The sequence below is a fragment of the Paenibacillus melissococcoides genome (assembly GCA_944800085.1).
Taxonomy (GTDB): Bacteria; Bacillota; Bacilli; order Paenibacillales; family Paenibacillaceae; genus Paenibacillus_B; species Paenibacillus_B melissococcoides.
In genome coordinates, this window is the sequence record CALYLO010000003.1 from 374,909 (window position 1) to 396,825 (window position 21,917).

Here is a 21,917-nt window from a genome sequence, read left to right on the forward strand (position 1 = left end):
TCCCTATTGCATTGTGTCGAATGAGGTTGAACTTTACAGTCACTGATTATATCATAATGACAGATCGGTGGTAGAATCAGTAAATATATTGTCATATCAGACAATATCGTGGCTGGGAAGCAAAGGAAATTCAGAAAATTTTCATCTAATCTTAAGAACTATAAGGTATAACAATATAGTGCCGTCTTCCGTGGCGCTTGAGTGCCTGCCATTAACCTATCATTTTATGATAAAGGAGTACAACTATGCTTCGGAGAAAATTAGCTGCTTACATGATGCTGTTCACTCTGGCATTCGGCTTGCTGCCCTTGCTCGGCAAGATGCCCGCGGCGCAGGCTGCCCAGGCGGCCTCGAAGATCGATGCCATGCTTGTCATCGATGTGAGCAATTCGATGGATACGAGCGATAAAGACAAGATCGGGAACGAAGCGATGAAGATGTTCGTCGATATGCTGTCTTCCTCGGGAGACAAAGTCGGCATCGTCGCTTATACCGATAAAATCGAACGCGAGAAAGCGCTGCTGGAGATCCGGTCCCAGGCGGACAAGGAGGATCTAAAGCAGTTCATCGACCAATTGAGCCGCGGGCCCTATACCGACATCGCGGTCGGGATGAAGGAAGCCGTCAAGGTGCTGCAGCAGGGAGCCGACCCGGCCCATGAGCCGATGATCGTGCTGCTGGCCGACGGCAACAACTATTTGAACAAGAACGGCAGCCGCACGCAGGAGGAGTCGGATCGGGAGCTGAACGCGGCGGTAGAAGAAGCGAAGCAAAAGGGCATCCCGATCTATACGATCGGGCTGAACGCCGACGGTCAGCTCAACAAGGAAGCGTTGGCGGAATTGTCGAAGCGGACGAACGGCAAATCGTTCGTCACATCGTCCGCGGACGATCTGCCGCAAATTTTGAGCGAAATATTCGCCAGCCATCAGAAGCTGAAAATCGTTCCGGTCCAGTCGATCACCGGGAACGGGAGCTATCAGGACGTGACGGTGAACGTGCCGAACGCGAACGTCATGGAGGCGAATATTTCCATTATGTCCTCCAAGCCGGTCGAGCTGAAGCTGTACGACCCGTCCGGCAAAGAGGTCGCGATTCCTTCGGATGACGTCCAGCTGTCCCGTTCGAAGAGCTATTCCCTCCTCAAGCTGCTTCAACCGGGCCAGGGGGACTGGAAGCTGCAGGTCAAGGGGGCGGACAAGGACAAGATCGATATTAACCTCGTCTTCAACTACGATCTGGAGCTTACGATGGATCCGATTCCGGCCAAAACGTATAAAAAAGGCGATAAAATCAAAATCGGGGCCTACTTGACCAGCAATGGCCAGCAGCTGCAGAACGATGCGCTGTACCGGAACATGAGCGCCGTGCTGAATGTCAAGGACCTTGATACCGGCGATACGGCCGATCTGCCCCTCGCTCTGGCGGGAGACCGCTTCGAAGGGGAATTCGAGGTAAAGGACAAGCATGATTACGAGATCAAAGTTAGAGCCGAGGAGAAGAGCTTCTACCGGGAGACGGAGCCGGTCAAGGTAAGCGCCAAGCCGGCGGGCGCCGGATCGACCGCTCAAGCGGGGGCAGGCGAAGGAGAGGCGGACAAGCCGTTCCCGATGTGGATCGTGTACGCGGCCATCGGCCTGATTGTCCTCGCGCTGGCCGCCGGGTTCCTGATTGCGGCATGGAAGAAGGCGAACCGCGGCTTCGTCGGGCAGATGGTCATCGAGATCCGCGATGAGAATACGGGAGAGAAGACCTACCCGCAATATAAAAAACTGACCGCCTTCAAGGGCAAATTTACGCTCCACCAGCTCCTGCAGTTGGCGCCTGAGTTCAAGGAGACCGAGAAGATGGTCTTTATGCCGGGCAAGAACGACCGCATCCTGCTCAAGAACGGCTCGGCCGGAACGGTTGAGAAATCGGGCCGCGCCGTCGATGCGAGCAGAGGGCTGGAGCTGAAGAGCGGCGATCGGATTACGGTGCCGCTGCAGCAGGTGGATAAGACGGTCTGGATCGAATATATCGTGTAGAACCGTTCCGCACGCCCGTATTGAACTTGAACCTATAGGGAGGAACATCCATTTATGAAACCAATCGTCAGAGAGCATATTCAGCAATTGGACGTATCGCTGGGCGGAGGAATCGTCAGCGATAAGATCCGCGTCGACACGATCGACAATCCGATTCTGATTATCGGCCTAGGAGGGACCGGCATCGACGCGCTGCTGCGCTTGAAGTATCAGATCAACCGCCGCTTCAAGCTGCCGGAGGATCCGATCTCGAAGAAGAAGCGCGAGAAGCCGGACAATGTGGAGTTCCTGGCCTTCGAGACGAACGAACAGGATCGCAACAAAAAATACCGCGGCATCGGACTCGATCCGCTCAATGAATTCGTGCTGCTGTCGAACGCCGAGATCGGCGGGCTGCTTCAGAACCGCAGCATCCTGGAGCCGTACATTACCGAGTGGCTGTCCCCCGAGCTGAGCATCACCGACGGAATGAACGGCGCCGCCGGCGTGCGCCAGGCGGGACGCCTGCTGCTGTTCACCAAGATCAATCAGGTCGTGCAGGCGATCGACAAGAAGATTAAGACGCTGTCCGTCGGCACGAACAAGAAGCTGATGGTGTTTCTGCTGTCCGGCTTGTCCGGGGGAACCGGAAGCGGCTGCTTCCTGGACATCGCCTACATCGTGCGGGGCATTATCGAGCGGGATTACGGCTCGGCGGGCATCGACCGCGTCAATACGCTCGGCTATCTGTTCACGCCGGACGTGAACCTGTCGAACAAGAGCCTGAGCGAGCATACGCGCGAATATATCAAGAAGAACGGCTATGCCGCGCTCAAGGAGCTCGATTACTGGATGAACGTCGACAGCCGCGGCGAGCGCTTCCGGCAGAAATACGGCAACATTTTGACGGTCAATTCCCCGCTGCCGCCATTCAACCTGTGCCATCTGATCTCGGCCACGAACACGGAAGGGAATCTGCTGGAGAACGCCTACGACTACTGCATGAACGTGACGGCCGAGAACATCACGAACTTCATGGCAAGCGAGGAGAAGCAGTCGGGCGAGGAATTCGCGATTCACGATTACATCAGCAACATCCGCACGAATATCGCCCAGATGAACCGGGCGTATCCGGCCAATTATGAATACAACATCATCGGCGCTTCGTCGGCCGTCCTGCCGATCGAAGAGATGACGACCTATCTCGGGTACCGTCTGTTCCAGAAGATGGAGAAGATGTTCCAGAAGGCGCCGAGCCAGGAGGAGGTCGAGAAGTTCGCCCGCAAGCTGGGCGTCGATCTCGACACGATGGTGAAGACGTTCGAATCGCGCGTGCCCGAGCCGCTGCCGGGCTACGAGAACAGCGAGCGCCTGAGCTATAACAATGTCATCAAAATGCAAGTCGTCAATATGGATACGGAGCTGGAGCAGACGTTCTTGGCGCGGGCGCGCGAGGAATACATCAAGGCGAAGAAGCAGCTTCCCGGCGAGATCGTCGGCAGCTTCACCGATCAGATCCGGCGGATGTTCCTTCATCCGGAGCAGGGGCCATTCTATGTGTCCCGTCTTATCTACACGGAGAAGGGCTTCTGCCTGCTGAAAATGCTGCTCTCCTACATCGAGACGCTGCGCGAGAATCTGCATCATATTCCGCGCGATATCGAAGCGGCGCAGGAACAGGCGAACGAGCGTCTCGGCGATGCGAAGAGCGCCTTTCTTTCCAAGGACAAAAAGAAAAATATGTACATCGAAGCCAAAATCCAGGAATATTGGCTGCATGCCGATGTGGAGCGCACCGAGCAGATGATCGAATTCTATGAGGATCTGTATCAGCTGCTGAACCAGGAGAACAACCGCATTTATAGCGTATTTACGGAAATATTGAACGCGCTCAACTCGATCTTCGAAAAGAACGGCGACATTCTGATCAACGGCGAGGAGCAGGCCGACCACAAAGGGAACCGGACCTACTACTGGAACATTGTCAGCGTGCCGGATATCTCGAAAGTCATCAGCAACATCATGGATCAGAAGGAAGTCGACGACCTGATCCGCGACTTCTCGCTGGAGCTGCTGAATCACTCGAACCAGTGGATCAAGGAGCAGGAGCTCGATATCGTCAGCTCGATCTCGGACTTCCTCTCGGACAAGTTCGGCGATCTGATTACGCAATCGATGGAGGAATTCCTCGTCATGAAATTCGGCAACGACGAGTCGATCGACAAGTTCGTCGAGCGGCAGATCGCGAGCAAGCTGGACGACGAGGCGGTTCCGGTGTTCCATCTGAGCAACAGCTCGGGCAATTTGCATTTTCCGCGCTGGGGCTTCGTATCGGTGCCTGTCAAGGCGCCGAGCATTCTCAAAGGGATCCGCAATTATCAGAACAATGCGGTCGGCAAGTCGAACTTCACCGTCAAGGAGAGCGAGGTGAAGAACCGCATCTTCTGGCTGAATACGCATAACGGGGTGCCCCTCTTCGTCTATACGCCGCTCAAAGTATATGAGGAGAGCTACGAGCGCACGATTCTCGACAAGGAAGGCATCGGCCGCCATCTCGTGCAGACCGACAAGGCGAACTGGACTTATCTTCCTTCCCCGATTCCGGAGCAAGCGTGGGGAGATACGTACCGGAACGAACGGGTGCAGAATTACAATGCCCGCGTCCGCGCCGAGTTCGAGCGGGGATCGCGCTTCAAGACCGTCATCGAGAAGGGGATGGACGAGAATACGAGCAACCGCTATGCGGTCGTCTTCACGAAGCCGTTCAACCTTGATGAGATGCTGAAAGGCTACGATCTGCAGCTCCAGGCCGCGAAGCCGAATCTCGGGGAAGTGAAGCGAGCTTACCTGGATCTGAAGCGGCTGCTGGAAGAAGGTCTGGAGCCGGTGGAGACCAAAGATATTTTCGGCAGCATCAACGAGGGGCTGGCGAAGGAGAATCTGATCCGTTCGCCGGAGCTAATCGCGCGGCTGCGCGAGGAGCTGGCCAAGTACGAAGCGATCGAGGCGAAGGTGGCGGAGTTCGACCAGATCCTCAATCAGCATCAGGATGAGGACAAGTGGCAGGATCAATTCATCGAAGCGCTCTACACCGGAACGATCTGCAAAAAAGGCGCGCTTTACGTCTATGACCGCGATGAGGAAGAGGAAGCGTGGGAGCCGTTCGCCAATCTGATGAAGAGCCGGGATTATGTCGAATACGAGGTATACGAGCATTTCCGCGGCCTGGATGAGAAGCATCGCGGGACGCTGCTGCGCAAATCGGCCCGCCGCGCCGCCGAGATGACGGCGACGGAGGATGTCGCTCCGCTGCTGGCGAAGCTGGATGAGCTGTATGCCGCGTTCCTGGAAGCGCGCGAACGGCTGGAATACGAAAAAATCGAGCTGGCGAACGGCGAGGATGCGTACCAGTTCTACAAGCAGTTGACGACCAAGCTGAACGCCATTCGGAGAAAGTTGAAATAAGATGATGACGCACACCATGGTGGAAAGGTTCGCAACCGAATATGCGCGCGACGAGGACCGGCTCACCGGCCGGGACGACAATCAGAGCAGCATTCACTATCCGACGGTGTTCCTCTTTATCGGCGAGAAGGCGGGGGACGCCATCGAGCCGATGATCCGGATCAACGACCGGAAATGGGATAACAGCGCCGGCGTCATGTATGTGCATGCCACGGCCCGGGTCCAAGGCGCGGAAGCTTCCGGCGCTGACGCGGACGGTTCAGCCGCCCGCGGCGCCGCTTCCGCCCGGGATGGGGCGGAACCCGGCGGCAGAGTCGCCCGGCTCGCGCTTCCGCTCGGCGGCAGCGGCGGGAGCGACAGCCGCAAGACGATGCGCCGCGATGCGCACCGCCAGTTCTATGAGGAGAAGAGCGGCCTGCTTGAGCTGAACCGCACCTTGCGGAAGGTGAGCGGCGATATCGCGGAGTACGGCCGCCTCTATGCCTCCTTCGATCGGATTCATCTGGCAGTCATTACGCGGGCCGATGATCCGCTCAATGTGCTGGTGCCGGAAATTACGCTGCTGGCGGAAGCGATTTTCCAGCAGTCGTTCAAGTCGGTGCAGACGGACTTATACGCGCTGATCAGCGAGCGGGAGCAGGCGGAAGCCTTCGGCTATGCCAGCTCGGCGGGAGTCGCGTTCCTGCGCGAGCTTGATTATATGCAGAGTCCGGACTATTCGTTCTCGGCCCCCCTGCATGTGACGGAAGACGGGATTGCGATCGAGGTGACGCATCCCGCTTCGCCGCTATTCGATCTCGTCTATGTGCTGACGGATAAAAATGAACGCGGCATGTCGTCCTTCGACGAGGAAGACAATTACGAGATCATTTGCCATATGAACCTGTTGAAAAACCGGAAGCGGACCGACTCGGCCGGGGCGCATGGAATGGACAACTACAACAACACCTCCCTGCGCAACAATCTGATGACCGAATCCGGCCGGATCGGGTTCGTCTCGGCGGGATTCTCGAAGGTGAAGCGCCCGAATCATTCGATAGCGCTCGCCGTGCTGTACCATTTCTGCCGGGAGCTGACGGAGCGGATGAAGGGCGGACCCGAACGGACGGCGGCGGAGAAGCTGGCCTGGTTCGGGCTGGACCCGGAAGCGATCGAGGCCCGGGTCGATCAAGCGGTTCCGGATGAGGAGCGGCTCGGCGACATGAACGGCATCATGACGCATGGCGTCAGCTTCGGCCAATTGAAGCGCATGACGCTGCGCGAAGCCGAGGAAGCGCTGTTCGGCAGCGGATGCATCGCTTTTTTCCGGGATAATTATGAGCGGGCCGCGGAGAGCGCGATCCGGCAGCTTCCGGATGACGAGCTGCAATATACGGTCCGGCAGCGTCTGGCCGCCCAGGCGGATACCGGCTTCTATCAGGTGTACGCCTGGACGAACGAGGCGGAGGAAGCGGACAGCGTCTGGCCGCTTCTGCACGGCCGCATCCGCGAGGCGGGAAGAGCGCTCGAAGCGGCGCGGGCGGAGCTGGAGCAGAAGTACGGCGAGACGGTGGAGGAGCAATCGTTCCAGCGGCTGCCGCTGATGGACAAGCATAATGTGCGCAGCTTCATCCGCTCCTTCTTCGACACCGTGTACCGCCAGAAGCTGGAGGTGCTGCGGCTGGAGACGGAGCTGCGGCTGTACCGGAAATACGAAGCGGAGCTGGAGCGGCTGCATACGATCTACAAGCAGTACGTGCAGCAGATGGAGTCGCTGGAGCGGACGCTTCGGGAAGCTGCTCTCGCCAGCATCCGCCAGGCCGATGACTATATCGGCCAAAATATTATGGAATATTACGAACGGGTGACGGCGGACGTCATGCGGGACATCGAGGCGAAGCGGGGGCCGGGCGCCTTCGGCGAAGAGCGGTATATGGGCAGCGTCTCCGGCCTGCTGGAGCAGGGAACGGACGCGTTGGCCGCACGGATGTGCGAGGTGTGCCGGGCTCATATTTTGACGGCGGCTCCGTTCAAGCAGACGTTCGAGGAAGAGCTGCTGCGGCGGGCGAACGTGACGATCGACTACAGCAACCAGGAGGTGCTGTCGCGGGACGAGCTGTTCAAGAAGCTGTACCGGACGCTGGAGGAGCATGCCGGCATTCATATCCGGCTGCTCGATTATACGCATAAGCACCGTTACGAGGAGAAATATTTCTTCGGCGACGCGACGAGCGAATTTATGCGGTATGCGCTGAACGAGGAGGAGACGTCCCGCATCTACAAGCTCGGCTGCGTGCATGAGAAGCGAAGCAGCGGGGTGGAGAAGCTGAACATCATGGGCGGCTTCCGCGTCGAGGATCTCATGTATTACCGGAACGGCAAAATGTACTATGAGAGCTATATGCAGAACGGGTATTCATTCCATGGCATCGATCCCGAACGGCTGCCGCCTGTCCGTTAAACCGGTATGCCGGTTGAATGTACGCCGGGAGGCGTAGGGGACAGCGGCCGTGCAAGGCGGGGTTCTGTACGGACAACGGCCGTTCCCGGGTCAGCGGGGAAACCGAAGGCTTGCCGCACGGAAGGACAACGGATGGACCGCCGCGTCGTAAGCGTCTGACCGGACGATGCCGGGGCCACGTATTCTATGTGAGAGGATGCTATATTTATGCAGCGAAAAGTGAATTGGCTCATGGTGGTGTTCAGCCTGATCGGCGGCGCCGTCGGCTGGGCCGCCGGGGAGTGGCTGCTGGGCCGCCTGTTCGGCGAATGGCCGGATGTCGTGGTGACCGGGCTTTACTTCGGGGTTATCGCCCTATTCATCGGCCTGGCCTGCCTGACGGCCGAGATGATCTCGCCCCGGCTGAATGGCCCATCGTGGCGGCAGCGGTATGCGGGCACATCCTGGCTGGTGCTCGTGCCCGCGACGCTCGTCATGCTGTTCATCGCGGGCCTGGCGCTGGAAGCGGTGTACCAGATCGAAGCGGGCGGCGTGAAGACAGTCAAAAATATCGTGCTTGTGATCGACAATTCCGGCAGCATGGAGCAGACGGATCCGAACCAGGATCGGTATGAAGCGGCCAAGCGGATGATCGAAGAGATGGATCGGGACAAGCGGGTAGCTGTGTTTGTATTTAACGACAGCGTGGACCTGCTTCAGCCTTTCGTGCAAGTGAAGGATCAGGCTGTCAAGGATGAGCTGTTCGCCAAGATCGATGCGCTGCAGCCGACACAGGGCGGTACGGATATCGGCCTGTCTCTATCCGAAGCGATGAAGCATATCAAGGATAATCAGGATGATTCGCGCGGCACGATGGTCGTCCTGCTGTCGGACGGCTTCAGCGAAGTGAATACGAACGAAGCGCTCGCCGATTATAAGGCGCAGCATATCGCCGTTCACACGATTGGCCTCAGTCTGGTCGAGGCGGAAGGCTCGGGCCTCCTGCGCCGGATCGCGGACGAGACCGGCGGCCAATACTACGATGTGTCCAAAGCGAACGAGCTGTCGTTCATCTTCGAGAAGATTTACAGCAGCATCGGCGATCGGACACTGGTGACGGAGCGTTCCGGGCCGCTTCAAGACAGCGGCTATTATATGGCGCTGCATGTCATCGCCTTGGTACTTATCGGAACGGCGCTCGGCTTGTCGCTCGGCCTCGTGTTCGACAACCGCTATCTCGCCAAGACCTTCGCCATCGGCGGCGCGGCGGCGGGGCTGCTTGCCGGTCTCCTGCTGGAGGCCGGCCTGTCCGGACGTCCGCTGACGGACGGAGCCGTGCGCTTGGGCGCCGATCTGGTGCTGGCGGGGATCATCGCGCTGTTCCCGCTGGTCGTGCCTGTGCAGGAGAACCTGCGGCAGCGGGAAGGCCGCCGGCGGAGAGGAACGGCGGACAGTGAAGGCAGCAGCCTGTCCGGACGGCATGCCGATCGGAGCAGCCGCGGATTCTAGTGTGGGGAGGCCATGACAGATGCATTATACGGAAGCGGGTCCGGAGACGCCGGTCATCCGCGGACTGACACATAGTATTGACGAAGAGCGGTGTACGCTGCGCTGGCTGTGGCCCGATGCGATCCAGGCCGTCTATGTGCACAAGGCGGCTGCGGATCGCCCGGCGGCCGAGCGTCCGCCGGCCGCGGAGCTGAAGTTGTATACGAGAGACGAGTATAAAGCCAACAACGGATACCATGACCGGATTGAAGGGATCGGGCGGCTTGTCTATACGGTCTACGCCTGTCTGCCGCAGGAGGACGGACAGCGGCAGCTCGTCATCCAGCCGGACGGCGGGAACCGGATCGCGCTGAGCACCGGCCGGGCGAGAATCTATTACTCTGTCCGCTATAAAGGCGGCTGGTTCAAAAAATTCAAAACGGCGCAAATCCAGGTGACGGCAGAGGTGCCGCTGCCTGCGGAGGCGCTGTGCTATGTGAAGAAGCATGGCGGCTCTCCCGCCGGCAAAGACTACGGAACGGTCTACCCGTTCGTCGAGCCGTTCGCCCCGGGACGGAACGTGCTGCCGGAGATCGAGATCGGGAAGGACGATTACATTCGGCTCTTCTTCACCGACGGCCGCCAATACGGCCAGCTGTATGAGCTGATACCGGAATGAGGAGGGGAAGACATTGGGGATTTTTGATTTTCTGAAGCGCAAGCCGCAGCCGGCGCAACAGCCGCCGTTCTATGATATCGTATGCCCCTACTGCTTCAGCAAATTCTCGCCCGAGGAGGTCGTGTTCCGCGCGGCGCATCACCGCGAGGATGACGAGAATTATGCGCTGCAGGAGGATGAGAAGCTGAACAAATACCGGGACCGCTTCGGCCTGGATACGGTCTATGATATGGAGGCGGTCATCGATCCGCGCGATATTCCCGAAGAGCATCATCTGTATTCGGATAACGTGCTTATCGGGCTGAACGACCGCTATGGCGTCGTCACGCGCAGAAGGCTGTGTCCGCACTGCCATAATGAGCTGCCGGTGACGGCAGGGAAGGTGCCGAACAATATCATTTCCATTATCGGGGCTTCCCAGGTCGGCAAATCGGTCTACATGACCTCGCTGATCCATACGCTCCAGCATGCGACGGCCGATCATTTCGATGCCGCCTGCATGCCGCTCAACGCGGAGATCAGCCGCAAGTTCCGCACGATGTACGAGGAGCCGCTGTTCGAGCGCGGCGATCTGCTCGCGTCGACGCAGAAGGAGAAGATGCAGGAGCCGTTCATCTTTCAATTCGTCTTCAAGGATGAGACGAAGCCGCCGCTCACGCTGGTCTTTTTTGATGTCGCGGGGGAAGGGATGGTCGATCAGGATTATCTCGGCCTGCACGGCCAGCATATCAAAAATTCGGCCGGCATTCTGTTCATGATCGATCCGCTGCAAATTCGATCGATTCGTGAAAAAATCCGCATGCAATACGGAGGAGCTTCCGACGATTGGGTGCCGCAATACGACGAGCCGCGCGATGTCGTGCTGACGCTGTTCGGCGACTTCATCGCTTACCAGGATAAGAACAAGACCGACATTCCGACGGCGGTCGTGCTGACGAAGAGCGACATGCTGCATGCGTTGAAGGATGAGGATGGCGACTATATCAAGTCGAACAGCAACATTTTCCATAATATGGTTCATCGCAAGTATCTCGATTTGACGGAGTTCCATAATATCGACGGCGAGATACGGCGCTTCATCGAGAAGGTGGATCGTCCGTTCAAAGGAACGATGGATGTCTATTTCTCTAATACGGCCTATTTCGCCGTGTCGGCATTGGGCAGCAACCCGGTCAATCAGAAGCTGCAGGGGGTTGTCAGTCCGATCCGGGTAGATGAGCCGTTCATCTGGCTGTTGTATCAATTGAATTATATCGAGGGGAGAGAGCAGCATTGACATCGAACAGACCCTCTCGCATCCAGCAGCAAATGTATACGCGGGAGCGGCGCGGCATTTTCCGCTCCAATGAAGGCTTTGACACGATCGCGGCCTCCTCAGGTCTTGATCCCGGGTTTATCAAAAAAGTGCTGCATCCGTTCTGCGTCTATGACGCACCGGCGGAGCTGGCCTCGCGCGGGGAGAAGGACGAAGCGCGCTATCCGCAAGCGCTGCACCTGTTCCACGCCGATATGGGACAGCTCGTCCTCGGGCGCAGCATCTATCAGGCGGCGGATTTCACGGGCTTGCGCAGCGCCTTCTTCACCCACAACTATATCGTGCCCGCCGAACGGGCGGCCGAAGCGGTGAAGGACTATCCATCGCTGCTGAACGCGGACTTCGCCGGCAGCTATGATATCGAGCAGGGCACGGAGCTGCCCGAACTGGAGCGGATTCCGGCCGCGGCGGAAGCGGGCCGTCCAGCTTCGCCGACCAATCTGCTCGCCAGTCTCGGCATCGACGAGAAGATGTTCAAGCAGCTCCTGTTCGCCGTCATGTCGTCCGTTGTCACGAGACGCAAAGTGTTCGTCGCGCTCGATGTCGCGGCGGAGGAGTTGTCGGAGACCGCTTTGCAGTTGGTCGGCGTGCTGTACGGCAGTCTGCCGTATGCTTATCGCCGCGCGCTTGGCTTCCTGACTTTCTCGAAGGAGCCGCTGAACCGGAAGGGGATTCATCTGACGTTCGTGGAGCAAGGAAGCTTGCGCCCGAATGATCGGAACATCGACAAGGATTATACCTTCGATCTTGCGTCGAAGCGGGTGACGAATGTCGATCTCGACCTGGGGAAGCAGCCTTACTTGAGCTTCGCCTGGAGCAATCTGGAGCAGCCGGAGCGAGCGGAAGCCTTCTTTGCCTTCGCGGAGCAGATGCTGGAGGGCATGGACACGCAGCGGCATACCGCGATCGCGAGCTGCCATGAACTGGCTGTCTTGTTCCAGATTGAAGAAGGCAGCGATTCTCTATATATGCAGAACCGGGTCGGCGCGCTGCGCTCGATGCTCGATTACTTGACGCCGGAAGGGGCTGTGCAGTCGAAGCAGCGGCTGGCGGAGCTATTCCGCGGGTGCTTCCAGCGCGAGTATGAACGGGTCAAGCAGGGAGAGATTCCCGATCCGTCTATCGTAAAATGTTTTATGGAATATGAGGCCCTTGCCGGAGCGGCGCTCGGCAGCGATCTGATCGGGTATTTGATCCGGAGCTTGCATGAAGCCCATCAGGGGAAGGGCAGCGATCGAATGGAAGCCTATTATGCGCTCATCGAGGGGAGCGACAGCGTCAGCCGGACCTTTTTTGAGACGCTGCTGCGGGGCGGCAAGACGGTAGACCTCTTCTTTCCGTATATACGGCAGAAGTTCCAGGAGACCGTACGGGCCGAGGAGCTCGTGAAGCTGGCTCTTCATTGGTCCAGCCGGCACCCGGTACTGCTGCGCAAGGCCGAGTTCACCGAGCTCGCCGCCGGGCAGCTCGCCGAGAAGCTGCGGCATGATGCGGAGCCGGTGTCCGCCGTGAACGCGGTGCTGGACACGGGCGATCGCCTGCTCGCGGAGAAGGGGCGGCCCGCCGAAGATATGCTGCTCTTTATGGAGCAGTTGTCGTATGCGGCGAATGTGTTCCTGCTGACGGAGCTGAATCTTGAGCAGACGCGCCAGGAAGCGTTCCTGCAGATCGGATTCCTGGCGCATCCGGACGAGGTGAGGGAATGGGCCGCCCGCTATCCGCCTCAGGTGCAGTCCACGGCAAATGTCATGCTGTCTGCCTACCGATGGTTCCGCGACGACGAGCCGGATGAATCGATTTTCGACGGCTTATCGCCTGCCGAGCTGGATCGGCTGCAGCAGCTTGGGCGCCGCTGGCTGCAGAAGGATCTGGGGCCGTCCCGGTTCGGCAAGCTGGTGCTGGCGTTCTGCCGGGATGCCGACAAAGCCTTGATCGAATATGGAGCGCTGCTCCATTATTTGCATCAGCATGCGCCGGACCGGGAGACCGTCTATCAGTTCATGAACTGGTCCGAGAAGCAGCGCTTCTTCTCGCGAGGAAGGAAGCTTGAGCCGGGATATGCCGCGGCAGTGGTCGCTTATTTCAAAAAATACGACCAGGATGCGTTCAAAAACCGGACGAACCGCAAGCTCTATTTCGAGCAGGCGGGCGCTCCGCTTCAGGCCGTATACGACAAGGCCCGCAGCGAGCTGTCGCCGCCCATCGTCAGATGGCTGCGGCGCAACCGGCAAGCGATGGTATGGTTCGCGGCCATTATCCTGGTCATCGGCGGCATTGCCGGCGGATTGGCGGCCTCCGGCATCTTCGACAGCGGCAAGCCCGCGGTGGCGGATCACACCGCGTCCGAGCCGGAGCCGCCTCGGCCAGAGGAGCAGGCGACTAAGCTCGAACCGCAAGTCTACGCGAGACAAGTCGAGGATTTCGTGGACGGCGAATTGAAGGCGACGACCGAGCTTGTGTTCGAGTTCGGGACGGAGGCGGAATGCGCCGCATTTCAGGCAGGCGCGATTACATTGAAGCTGGAGGGCGGCGCCGAGCAGACGTATACGGATCGTTCCGTGCAGCATCTCTGCTCTTCGGGGGCCGGTGCGGAAGGCACGCCGCCGGACGGCTCTGCCGGAGCAGGAAGCGGCTCCGGCGGATCAGCGGGCTCGCGGGATGCAAGCGGCGCCGATTCTTCCGCCACAAGCGCCGGGCAACAGGATCAGAACGGCGGCGGGAGAGGAGAAGCAGGCGATTCTTCGGTGAGCAAGGCAGGCTTGCCGGGAGAAGGGGACAGCGCGCAGCCGGACGCGGCGGCGGGAGAGAGCTCTCAAGGAGACACGTCACCGGGAGACACGTCACCGGGAGATACGTCACCGGGAGACACGCCAACGGGGGATGCGGCACCGGGAGATACGCCGCCGGCACCGCCAGCCGGAGGCGCAAATGGCGCCGCAGGCGCGGATTCGGCCAACCCGGCCCGGCAGCGAACCTATCAAGCGATTGTTTCTTTAGGCGAAGAAGTGGACATTGGAAAAATAAGTGAAGTACTTGTGAATCAGAAGATAGTCCAATATATTGAGAAATAGAGGCTGAACGTCAGCCTCTATTTTTTGTCATCCTGTACCGGATGATAGAGGAGGCTGCAAGCCATGCGCTGGATACCGGCACGCTGGAGCCGCAAATGGATTCGATGGGAGCTGTGTCATGCGCTCGTGCTGACGCTCGGATTGTGGGGCGTCCGCTATGTGGCGGCAGGAGCGGAGCCGGCATTCGCTATCGGATATGGATGCGGGGTACTTGCCGAGACGGCCTTGGCGATCTATTATTGGATTCAGTGCCGGCGAAATGTTAAATCATAGAAATGAAAGATAGGAAGATAGATTCGAAGAAAAATAGATTGCTAAGTTACTAGGGGTTACTAGGGGGATGTCGCATTGTGAATATCAATCTCAAGCACACGCCGCAGCCTGCCGCGGCCGCAGCCGGCTCCGGTCATGTGGTCGCGCTCATGTGGAGGCAGCTTCGCCCGAAGCAGTGGACCAAAAACCTGCTCGTGTTCGCCGCGCTTCTCTTTTCGTTGAAGCGGGTGGATCTGTCGGCCGTATATCATTCGTTCACCGTTTTTTTTCTTTTTTGCTTCGTATCCGGCTGCGTCTACATCATTAATGATTATTCGGACCGGGAAGCGGATCGCGTCCATCCGGTGAAGCGGCATCGGCCGATGGCGTCCGGCGCGTTGAATCCGGCGGTCGCCCTTGGAACCGGCGCGGTGCTGCTAACCGGCTCGCTGGCCGCTTCTTACTTTATCCATCCGCTATTGACGGCGGTGCTGGCGATTTACTTTGCGTTGAATGTGGCTTACTCGTTCAAATTGAAGCATATTGTCATTCTTGACATTATGACGATTGCCGCCGGGTTCGTGCTGCGGGCCATCGCGGGCGGCCTGGCCATTCACGTTCAGTTGACGCCATGGTTCCTGCTGTGCACGATGTTGCTCTCTCTCTTTCTCGCGATCGGCAAGCGGAGACATGAACTGTTTTTGCTGGCGGATCAGAAAGGGACGCACCGCAAGGTGCTCGACAACTATTCCTTCGCGCTGCTGGATCAGTTGATAAGCATCGTGGCTACGGCGACCGTCATCAGCTATTCGCTGTTCACCTTTACCGCCGGACGGACGACGCATTTGATGTGGACGATTCCTTTTGTCATATACGGCATCTTCCGTTATCTATATTTGATCCATGTGGAGAAGAAGGGCGGAGCGCCCGATCGGCTGCTGTTGGAAGACAAGCATATTTTTGTTACCGTCATTTTGTACGTGATTAGCGTGCTGGGGATATTCATCCTGTTTGAATAGGGAAAAGGGGTTAAACATCATGCTGGCCAAAGTAGCGCTTTTCGATATCGATAAAACGATTATTCGGCGCGATTCCATGTTCTTGTTTTTGAAGTACGGCCTTGCGGCAAAGCCGCGGTCTGCCATCCATTTGCCCGCTCTGGCCTGGAACCTGCTGCTGTATAAGCTTGGCATCGTGCCGGCCGAGAAGGCCAAGCAGTTCTTTTTTCAATCCATTGCTTATATGGAGGAGACCGATCTGGAGGCTTTTTACGACCGGATCCTGGTGCCGGAAATGTATCAGGATGCGCTCGCCGAGATGCGCAGCCGCAAGAAGTTGGGCTATCGCGTCCTTCTCGTCACGGCTTCACCTGCTGCCTATATGAAATATTTCAAGAAGCTGGGATGCGTGGACGAGGTGCTGGGAACGGAGCTGCAGCGGCGGAACGGCCGCTATACGCATCTGATCGAGGGCAAGAATTGCAAAGCGGAAGAGAAGGTAAGGCGCATCCGCGATTATTTGGAGCGCCATCAGCTTGAGATCGATTACGAGGCCTCCTGCGCGTATTCCGATTGCACCAGCGATTTGCCGATGCTGGAGCTGGCGGGGCAGCGGTATTTGATCCGGAACGCCCCGATCAAGCAGGAGGGGCTGGAGGTCATGAGATGGAGCTCTTGAAGTCGAAGCATGCCGGCAAGGCGCTCATGATCCTGTCGGCCTGGTGCACCGCGACGGGGCAGTTGTTCTGGAAATGGGGCGTCGCGAATCTGCCGTATTTGGGGATTGGCTTTGTGTTCTATGGCATCGGGGCCGTGCTCATGATTAAGTCGCTATCGCTGGAGAAGCTGTCCGTCGCTTATCCGCTCATGGCATGCAGCTATATTTTTGCCCTGCTGTATGGCGGCCTGCTCTTGGGCGAGACGGTTACTCTGCAGAAAGGAATCGCCGTCCTGCTGCTCATTATCGGCGTCGCGTGCATCAGCTATGAGAAATGAATGGCTGTGGCTCCTCCTCGCGGTGATGACCTGGTTCGGGTCGCTCGGCAGCGCCTGCTTCAAATTATCGTCCGCGCGCAAGCAGCGGAGCATGCTTCTTCTCGGCTTCCTGTGCTATGGCTCCGGGGCCTTGCTCAATATTTATTTGCTGCGGTTCTTGCCTTATACCGTCGTCCTTCCGGCGAATGCGCTGACCTTCATCTGGACGATGGTGCTGGCGAGATGGATATTCAAGGAATCGATAGGCTTGCCGAAGGCGGCAGGCATTGCCTTTATTTTTGCGGGTATGCTGCTTCTCGCGGGATGATGGGTTAGACTAGAAATTATCGTATGGAGGCATGGGGTCATGCAGTTTTGGAAATCGGTTTTTGGCGTGAAGCAGGATAACCGCAAAGCGCTGCTGCTGTTTTTGGGCTTTTTTGTGTTCTATTTTTTGCTGAATCTGCCGTTTATTACGTATATGGAGCGGAATCAGGCGGTGCTGACGGAGCTCAGCCCGTTTTACGGGGCGCCGTTCACATTGAATCTGTTCAATTTCGATCCGTCGCTTTATTATGCGCCGCAAGCTTCCGTGATTCATCCGCTGATTAATTATTTGTCGGCGCCGTTGAAGCAGGCGGCCTCCATGACGCGGGGCAACGGCCTGTTTCTGGGGATACAGAGCGCCATGAACGCGTGTGGCGTCGTCCTGATGTATTATTATTTGCGCCGCAATTCCTACGGCAACGCCTTGTCTATCGGAACGGCCGCCTTTTTCGGCGCAAGCTCGTATCAGATTTTTTCGGCGCTGATCCCGGATTCTTACCCGTACGCGGTCCTGATCATTTTGCTGACGGTGCTTTACGCGCAGCACTGCCGGCACCAGCAGAACCTTGGAGTATGGCCGGCCTCGATTCTGCTGACGCTGAACTTCGGGGTGACCGTGACCAACGTCGCAACGGCCGTCGGCTCGCTCTTCATCAGTACGCTGCGCAAGAGCAGATCATATTGGAACGCCTGTCTCAAAATCGCCGGCACCTCCTTGCTGCTCGTCGCTCTGTTGACGGGCTTGCAGTTCGTTCTGTTTCCCGGCAGCTCCTGGATTACGACATGGCAGCATAATATCCAAGCCGGGGGATTCAGCTATGTGGCGCCATTTTCCTTTGCCCACCATTGGAAAGCGTTGTATTCGATGATCGAGAGTCCGATTGTGACGCCGCACTTGGCGATGATTGACGACTCGGTCATGGCGTTCGTCACGAATCTGTCGAACCCGTTCCCGCTGTATGGACATCTCATCGGCATCGTGGTCATCGTCCTGACCTTGCTGGCTCTCGTCACAGGATATCGGTCGAAAGAGGTGCAATCTCTCGCCGTCTATCCGCTGTTCGCGCTTCTGCTGCATATTGTCGTCGGCTTCGGTTTGGCGGCATTTCAATACGATATGTATCTGTATGCCGGACATTATTTATTTGCCTTGTTCCTGTTAAGCGCTTGGGGGGTCCACCGCTGCGGCGGGACCGCGCGCCGGATACTGACCGGGGTTATCATCGCCTGCGCGGCGGCAACCTTGGTTCACAATATCATTGGCCATGCGGCTGCGCTGGACACGATTCAGCAAGTCTATATTCAGATCGGTTCGGCTCCGCTTCAACCGTAGCGGCCAGTGTCTGAATGGATGCCGCATGAACAGATTGAATAGAAAGAAAGTGATTTTTTATGAAAATAGAAATGCGGAAGCGACATGTTCGAATATCGCCCATCGCCGGCATCTCTCTCTTGCTGCTGGCGAAGCTGGCCTTGCTTCGTGTTTTCTTTTTCGGCGAGATGAAGGCCTTGGGGCTTCTCAGCGACGCCTTGTCCTTGCTCGCCATGATGAGCTTGCTGGAGCTGGCTCTGCCGCGCCGGGGGAAGCGCGGCGTCTATTGGGCGATCAACGTCGTTTTTTCGCTGATGCTGTTCGCCGCCACCTTGTACCGGATTCATTTCAATACGGTGCCGACGTATACGGCGCTTGGCGGATTGGGGCAAGTCCCGCAAATCCGGGGCAGCATTACGGTCTTGATTCAGCCGTATCATTTTCTCTTCTTTGCGGATATGGCGATTGCCCTGGCGATCGGAGCGGTGCGCTTGTTCAGCCGGTCGTCCAAGCGGGAGCTTGCGGGGCTGCAGCGGGAGCGGCCGCGAACCGGGACGCTGCGGGGCAAAATCACCGCCGCCCTCGCGCTCGTCGTCAGCGCGGCGGTCTCCCTGCAGTTCATTGCCGACGGCAGCCGCATTGACAATGAACTGGTGCAGGCGGAGCGCCTCGGCTTCTTGAATTACCAGGTCGCGTCGGCCATCAAAAGCAAGCGGGAGAATGATCTGATTGCCAGCGGCAACCTGCAGGACACGATCCGGCGGGTGAATGAGCTGCAATCGACTTATCCTTACCGCAAGGAAGAAAAGAAGGGCGCCAAGCCGGCGCATTTCGGCGAGGCGAAGGGCATGAACGTCATTGTCGTGCAGATGGAGGCCTTTCAAAATTTCCCGATTCATCTGAAGCTCGGCGATCAAGAGGTAACGCCGGTGCTGAATCGGCTCGCGGATGAAGGCTATTATTTTCCTTATGTGTATCAGCAGATCGGTCAGGGCAATACTTCGGATGCGGAATTTATGTCCAATACGTCGATCTACCCGACCGGCACGGTCGCGATGTCGACGGGCTTCGGCGGCAGGGAGCTCCCCAGCCTGCCGCGCCTGTTGAACAAGCTTCAGTATCAATCGGCGACGTTCCATGTCAATGATGTCCACTTCTGGAGCCGCCATCTGTTGTATCCCGGCGTCGGATTTGATCGTTATTTCGACCAGCCTTTTTACGAGAATGATCATTTCAATGATTTCGGGGCTTCGGATGAGGAATTATACCGCGTCGGAAGCGAGAAGCTGGCGGAAATGGCCGCAACCGGCCAACCGTTCTATGCCCAGTTCGTGACCGCGTCCAGCCACGCTCCGTTCGTGGTTCCGCCGGATCGGCGCCGGCTGAAGCTGCCTCCGGAGATGGAGAATACGCAGCTTGGGCATTATTTGACGGCCATTAATTACACTGATTATGCGTTGGGCCGCTTCATCGAGCAGCTCAAAGCCGACGGCCTATGGGACAACACGGTGCTGGTCGCCTATGGGGATCATTCCGGCGTCAACCCGGCGGAGACCGACGGGAAGGAGATTACCGCCCAATTGGGCATCCCTTATGATAATAAAGTAAGCCGCTTCAATATCCCGCTCATTATTCACGTGCCGGGGCAGAAGAGCGGCAAGACGGTGGAGCTTACCGGGGGCCAGGTCGATATAATGCCGACGGTGGCCAATTTGCTTGGCATCTCTCTGAAGGATCAGCAGTTCACTGCGTTCGGCCGCGATCTGCTGAACACCGACAACAATGTCATCGGCATGCGCTATTATTTGCCGACCGGGTCGTTTTTTACGAATGATATTTTGTTCGTGCCGGGTACGGGCTTCGAGGACGGCGAGGCGATCTCGTTGAAAACGCTGGAGCCGATGCATGATCTTGAGCCTTACCGCCGCGATTATGAATATATTTTATCGTTGATGAAGCTGTCGGATGAGTATGTCCAACTGCTGCCCAAGCGGTAGCGGCCGGGCGATCCGCTCTGCTTCGCGGGTTGTCCCGGCAGGGCTCGCCCGGTCCCGGCAGCGATTGCGGACGAAGCCGCTCGTTAGTTTGCGGCTTTTCAGATGAAGCCTTCTGTTGTACGCTAGAGATGAAGATCGGGCATATGCCCCGCGAAAGCTCGCTTCCGGCGCTTGGCCAAGACGGCATAGGTTCGCAGGGTCTGCCACTCTCAGGCTGCTGCTCTCTGCCGGCGCGGGGGCCGCTTCGTCCGGGGCTGCCGAATTTACTAACTCATGAGGGAAAAGGAGATAATCGACAATGGCTCATTTTGCGGCTTTATTGGAAATGAAGGATGCCTCCAAAAACCAAACGTACCGCCAAGCGCACTTGGACTATTTGGACAAGCTGAAAGAGCAGGGCAAGGTGTTCGCCAAAGGCGCTTTCGGCGACGGCTCGGGCGGCATGGTCATTTATGTGGCCGATTCCATGGAGGAAGCGCGGCAGTTGGCGGAGAACGATCCGTACGTCGTGGAAGGGGTTCGGCATCTGAACCTTCGCGAGTGGAAAATATAGAAATGAGGGAAGGGGGCGGCTGTCGCCCCCTTCCCGTGCAGGAGGCGGCGACATGAATCACCGATCAGAGACGGGCAGCGGCGGTCAGATGCCGGAGGACGAGGCGCTCGATGAGCTTGTGCTCGGCAAGCTGAACGACATGCTGCTGCTGGATCGCACGAACGATTGGACGGAGCCGGATCCGCTCTATTCGTTCGCGCTGGATGAGCTGCTGTGCAGACAGACCGGCCGCGGAGGCCCGCCGCTCTGCCATCTGTGGCGCCATCCGCGGGCCTTTATTCTCGGGCAGCGCGACAGCCGGCTGCCCCGCGCCGCCGAGGCGCTGCGCTGGCTGGAGTCGCTCGGCTATGCGACAGCGGTGCGCAATACCGGCGGCGCGGCGGTGCCGCTCGATTCCGGCGTCGTCAACCTGTCGCTCATCCTGCCGAAGCAGGAGGGGGGCGACAAGTATTTTCACGGCGATTTCGAGCGGATGTACCGCTTGATTCGGCGCGCGCTGCAGCATACCGGCTGCCGCGTCGACAAAGGGGAGGTCGAAGGGGCCTACTGCCCCGGCGACTTCGACCTCAGTATCGGCGGCCGCAAATTTTGCGGCATCGCCCAGCGCCGGCAGGCGAACGCCTTCATCGTGCAGGCGTTCGTCATTGCCGGCGGCTCCGGCCGCGACAGCGCCGGGCTCCTGCGGGAGTTCTACGCCCGCGCGACCGCTGGCGGCACGGAGCGGGATTATCCGCGCGTGACGGAGGAGAGCACGGCCAGCCTCGAGGAAGCGGCCGGGCTTGGCCGCGAAGCCGATGCGGCGGAGGCCTTCACCGCGGCCGTGAAGCGGGTTATCCGCGAGCGGCAGACGGAGCAGGGTATTGCGGCCGCGGCGGCGAAGCTGCGGCTGCCGGAGCCGGACGAGGTGCGGGCGGCCGCAGCCGAACTGCGCCGCCGGTACGGGATGCAGGGAAGCTAAGTCAACAAAGGGGGTGTCTCACAGGCACTGCAAAATGATGGAGATGACGAGGTAACAGAGAATGTGGATGCGGGAAAAACGGCGGCGCGCAAACCGGTGGAA

At 58.2% G+C, this 21,917-nt stretch carries 16 protein-coding genes; all 16 read left to right on the top strand.

Annotation, left to right across the window (positions count from 1 at the left end; genetic code table 11):
- Positions 1-245: 245 nt before the first annotated feature.
- The 16 genes from OCY70_RS13370 (at position 246) to OCY70_RS13445 (ending at position 21,815) form a co-directional block, all read left to right on the top strand.
- Complete coding sequence (locus tag OCY70_RS13370; RefSeq protein WP_213427827.1) at positions 246-2,027, top strand: vWA domain-containing protein; 1,782 nt, start codon at positions 246-248, stop codon at positions 2,025-2,027.
- A 54-nt stretch (positions 2,028-2,081) separates the two neighbouring features.
- On the top strand, positions 2,082-5,471 hold the full coding sequence (locus OCY70_RS13375; RefSeq protein WP_213427828.1) for a tubulin-like doman-containing protein: 3,390 nt from the start codon (positions 2,082-2,084) through the stop codon (positions 5,469-5,471).
- Position 5,472: 1 nt separating this feature from the next.
- The gene (locus OCY70_RS13380) at positions 5,473-7,911 is read left to right on the top strand and encodes a transcription initiation factor TFIID (protein WP_213427829.1); all 2,439 of its coding nucleotides are present in this window, start codon (positions 5,473-5,475) and stop codon (positions 7,909-7,911) included.
- Between the two features lie 207 nt (positions 7,912-8,118).
- Positions 8,119-9,399, top strand: a complete 1,281-nt coding sequence (locus tag OCY70_RS13385; RefSeq protein ID WP_213427830.1) for a vWA domain-containing protein — start codon at positions 8,119-8,121, stop codon at positions 9,397-9,399.
- A gap of 19 nt (positions 9,400-9,418) precedes the next feature.
- The gene (locus OCY70_RS13390) at positions 9,419-10,057 is read left to right on the top strand and encodes a beta-mannanase (RefSeq protein ID WP_213427831.1); all 639 of its coding nucleotides are present in this window, start codon (positions 9,419-9,421) and stop codon (positions 10,055-10,057) included.
- Between the two features lie 13 nt (positions 10,058-10,070).
- Positions 10,071-11,333, top strand: coding sequence for a TRAFAC clade GTPase domain-containing protein (locus tag OCY70_RS13395; protein ID WP_213427832.1), 1,263 nt, complete (start codon positions 10,071-10,073; stop codon positions 11,331-11,333).
- On the top strand, positions 11,330-14,443 hold the full coding sequence (locus tag OCY70_RS13400) for a GAP1-N2 domain-containing protein (protein WP_213427833.1): 3,114 nt from the start codon (positions 11,330-11,332) through the stop codon (positions 14,441-14,443). Before OCY70_RS13395 ends, OCY70_RS13400 begins: the two co-directional genes overlap by 4 nt.
- Before the next feature lie 63 nt (positions 14,444-14,506).
- Positions 14,507-14,716: a hypothetical protein gene (locus OCY70_RS13405; RefSeq protein ID WP_213427834.1), complete on the top strand. Its 210-nt coding sequence runs from the start codon at positions 14,507-14,509 to the stop codon at positions 14,714-14,716.
- A gap of 77 nt (positions 14,717-14,793) precedes the next feature.
- On the top strand, positions 14,794-15,714 hold the full coding sequence (locus OCY70_RS13410) for a decaprenyl-phosphate phosphoribosyltransferase (RefSeq protein ID WP_213427835.1): 921 nt from the start codon (positions 14,794-14,796) through the stop codon (positions 15,712-15,714).
- 19 nt (positions 15,715-15,733) lie between these two features.
- On the top strand, positions 15,734-16,372 hold the full coding sequence (locus tag OCY70_RS13415) for an HAD family hydrolase (protein WP_213427836.1): 639 nt from the start codon (positions 15,734-15,736) through the stop codon (positions 16,370-16,372).
- Entirely contained in the window at positions 16,360-16,689 is a 330-nt protein-coding gene (locus OCY70_RS13420) for an EamA family transporter (RefSeq protein ID WP_213427837.1), read from the top strand. The genes OCY70_RS13415 and OCY70_RS13420 overlap by 13 nt, the downstream gene beginning before the upstream one ends.
- On the top strand, positions 16,679-16,996 hold the full coding sequence (locus OCY70_RS13425; protein ID WP_213427838.1) for an EamA family transporter: 318 nt from the start codon (positions 16,679-16,681) through the stop codon (positions 16,994-16,996). Before OCY70_RS13420 ends, OCY70_RS13425 begins: the two co-directional genes overlap by 11 nt.
- A gap of 39 nt (positions 16,997-17,035) precedes the next feature.
- Positions 17,036-18,328, top strand: a complete 1,293-nt coding sequence (locus OCY70_RS13430) for a DUF6080 domain-containing protein (RefSeq protein WP_213427839.1) — start codon at positions 17,036-17,038, stop codon at positions 18,326-18,328.
- A gap of 59 nt (positions 18,329-18,387) precedes the next feature.
- The gene (locus OCY70_RS13435) at positions 18,388-20,304 is read left to right on the top strand and encodes an LTA synthase family protein (RefSeq protein ID WP_249724934.1); all 1,917 of its coding nucleotides are present in this window, start codon (positions 18,388-18,390) and stop codon (positions 20,302-20,304) included.
- A gap of 298 nt (positions 20,305-20,602) precedes the next feature.
- Complete coding sequence (locus OCY70_RS13440; RefSeq protein ID WP_213427840.1) at positions 20,603-20,857, top strand: YciI family protein; 255 nt, start codon at positions 20,603-20,605, stop codon at positions 20,855-20,857.
- A 52-nt stretch (positions 20,858-20,909) separates the two neighbouring features.
- Entirely contained in the window at positions 20,910-21,815 is a 906-nt protein-coding gene (locus OCY70_RS13445; RefSeq protein ID WP_373871446.1) for a lipoate--protein ligase family protein, read from the top strand.
- The last annotated feature ends 102 nt before the right edge of the window (positions 21,816-21,917 follow it).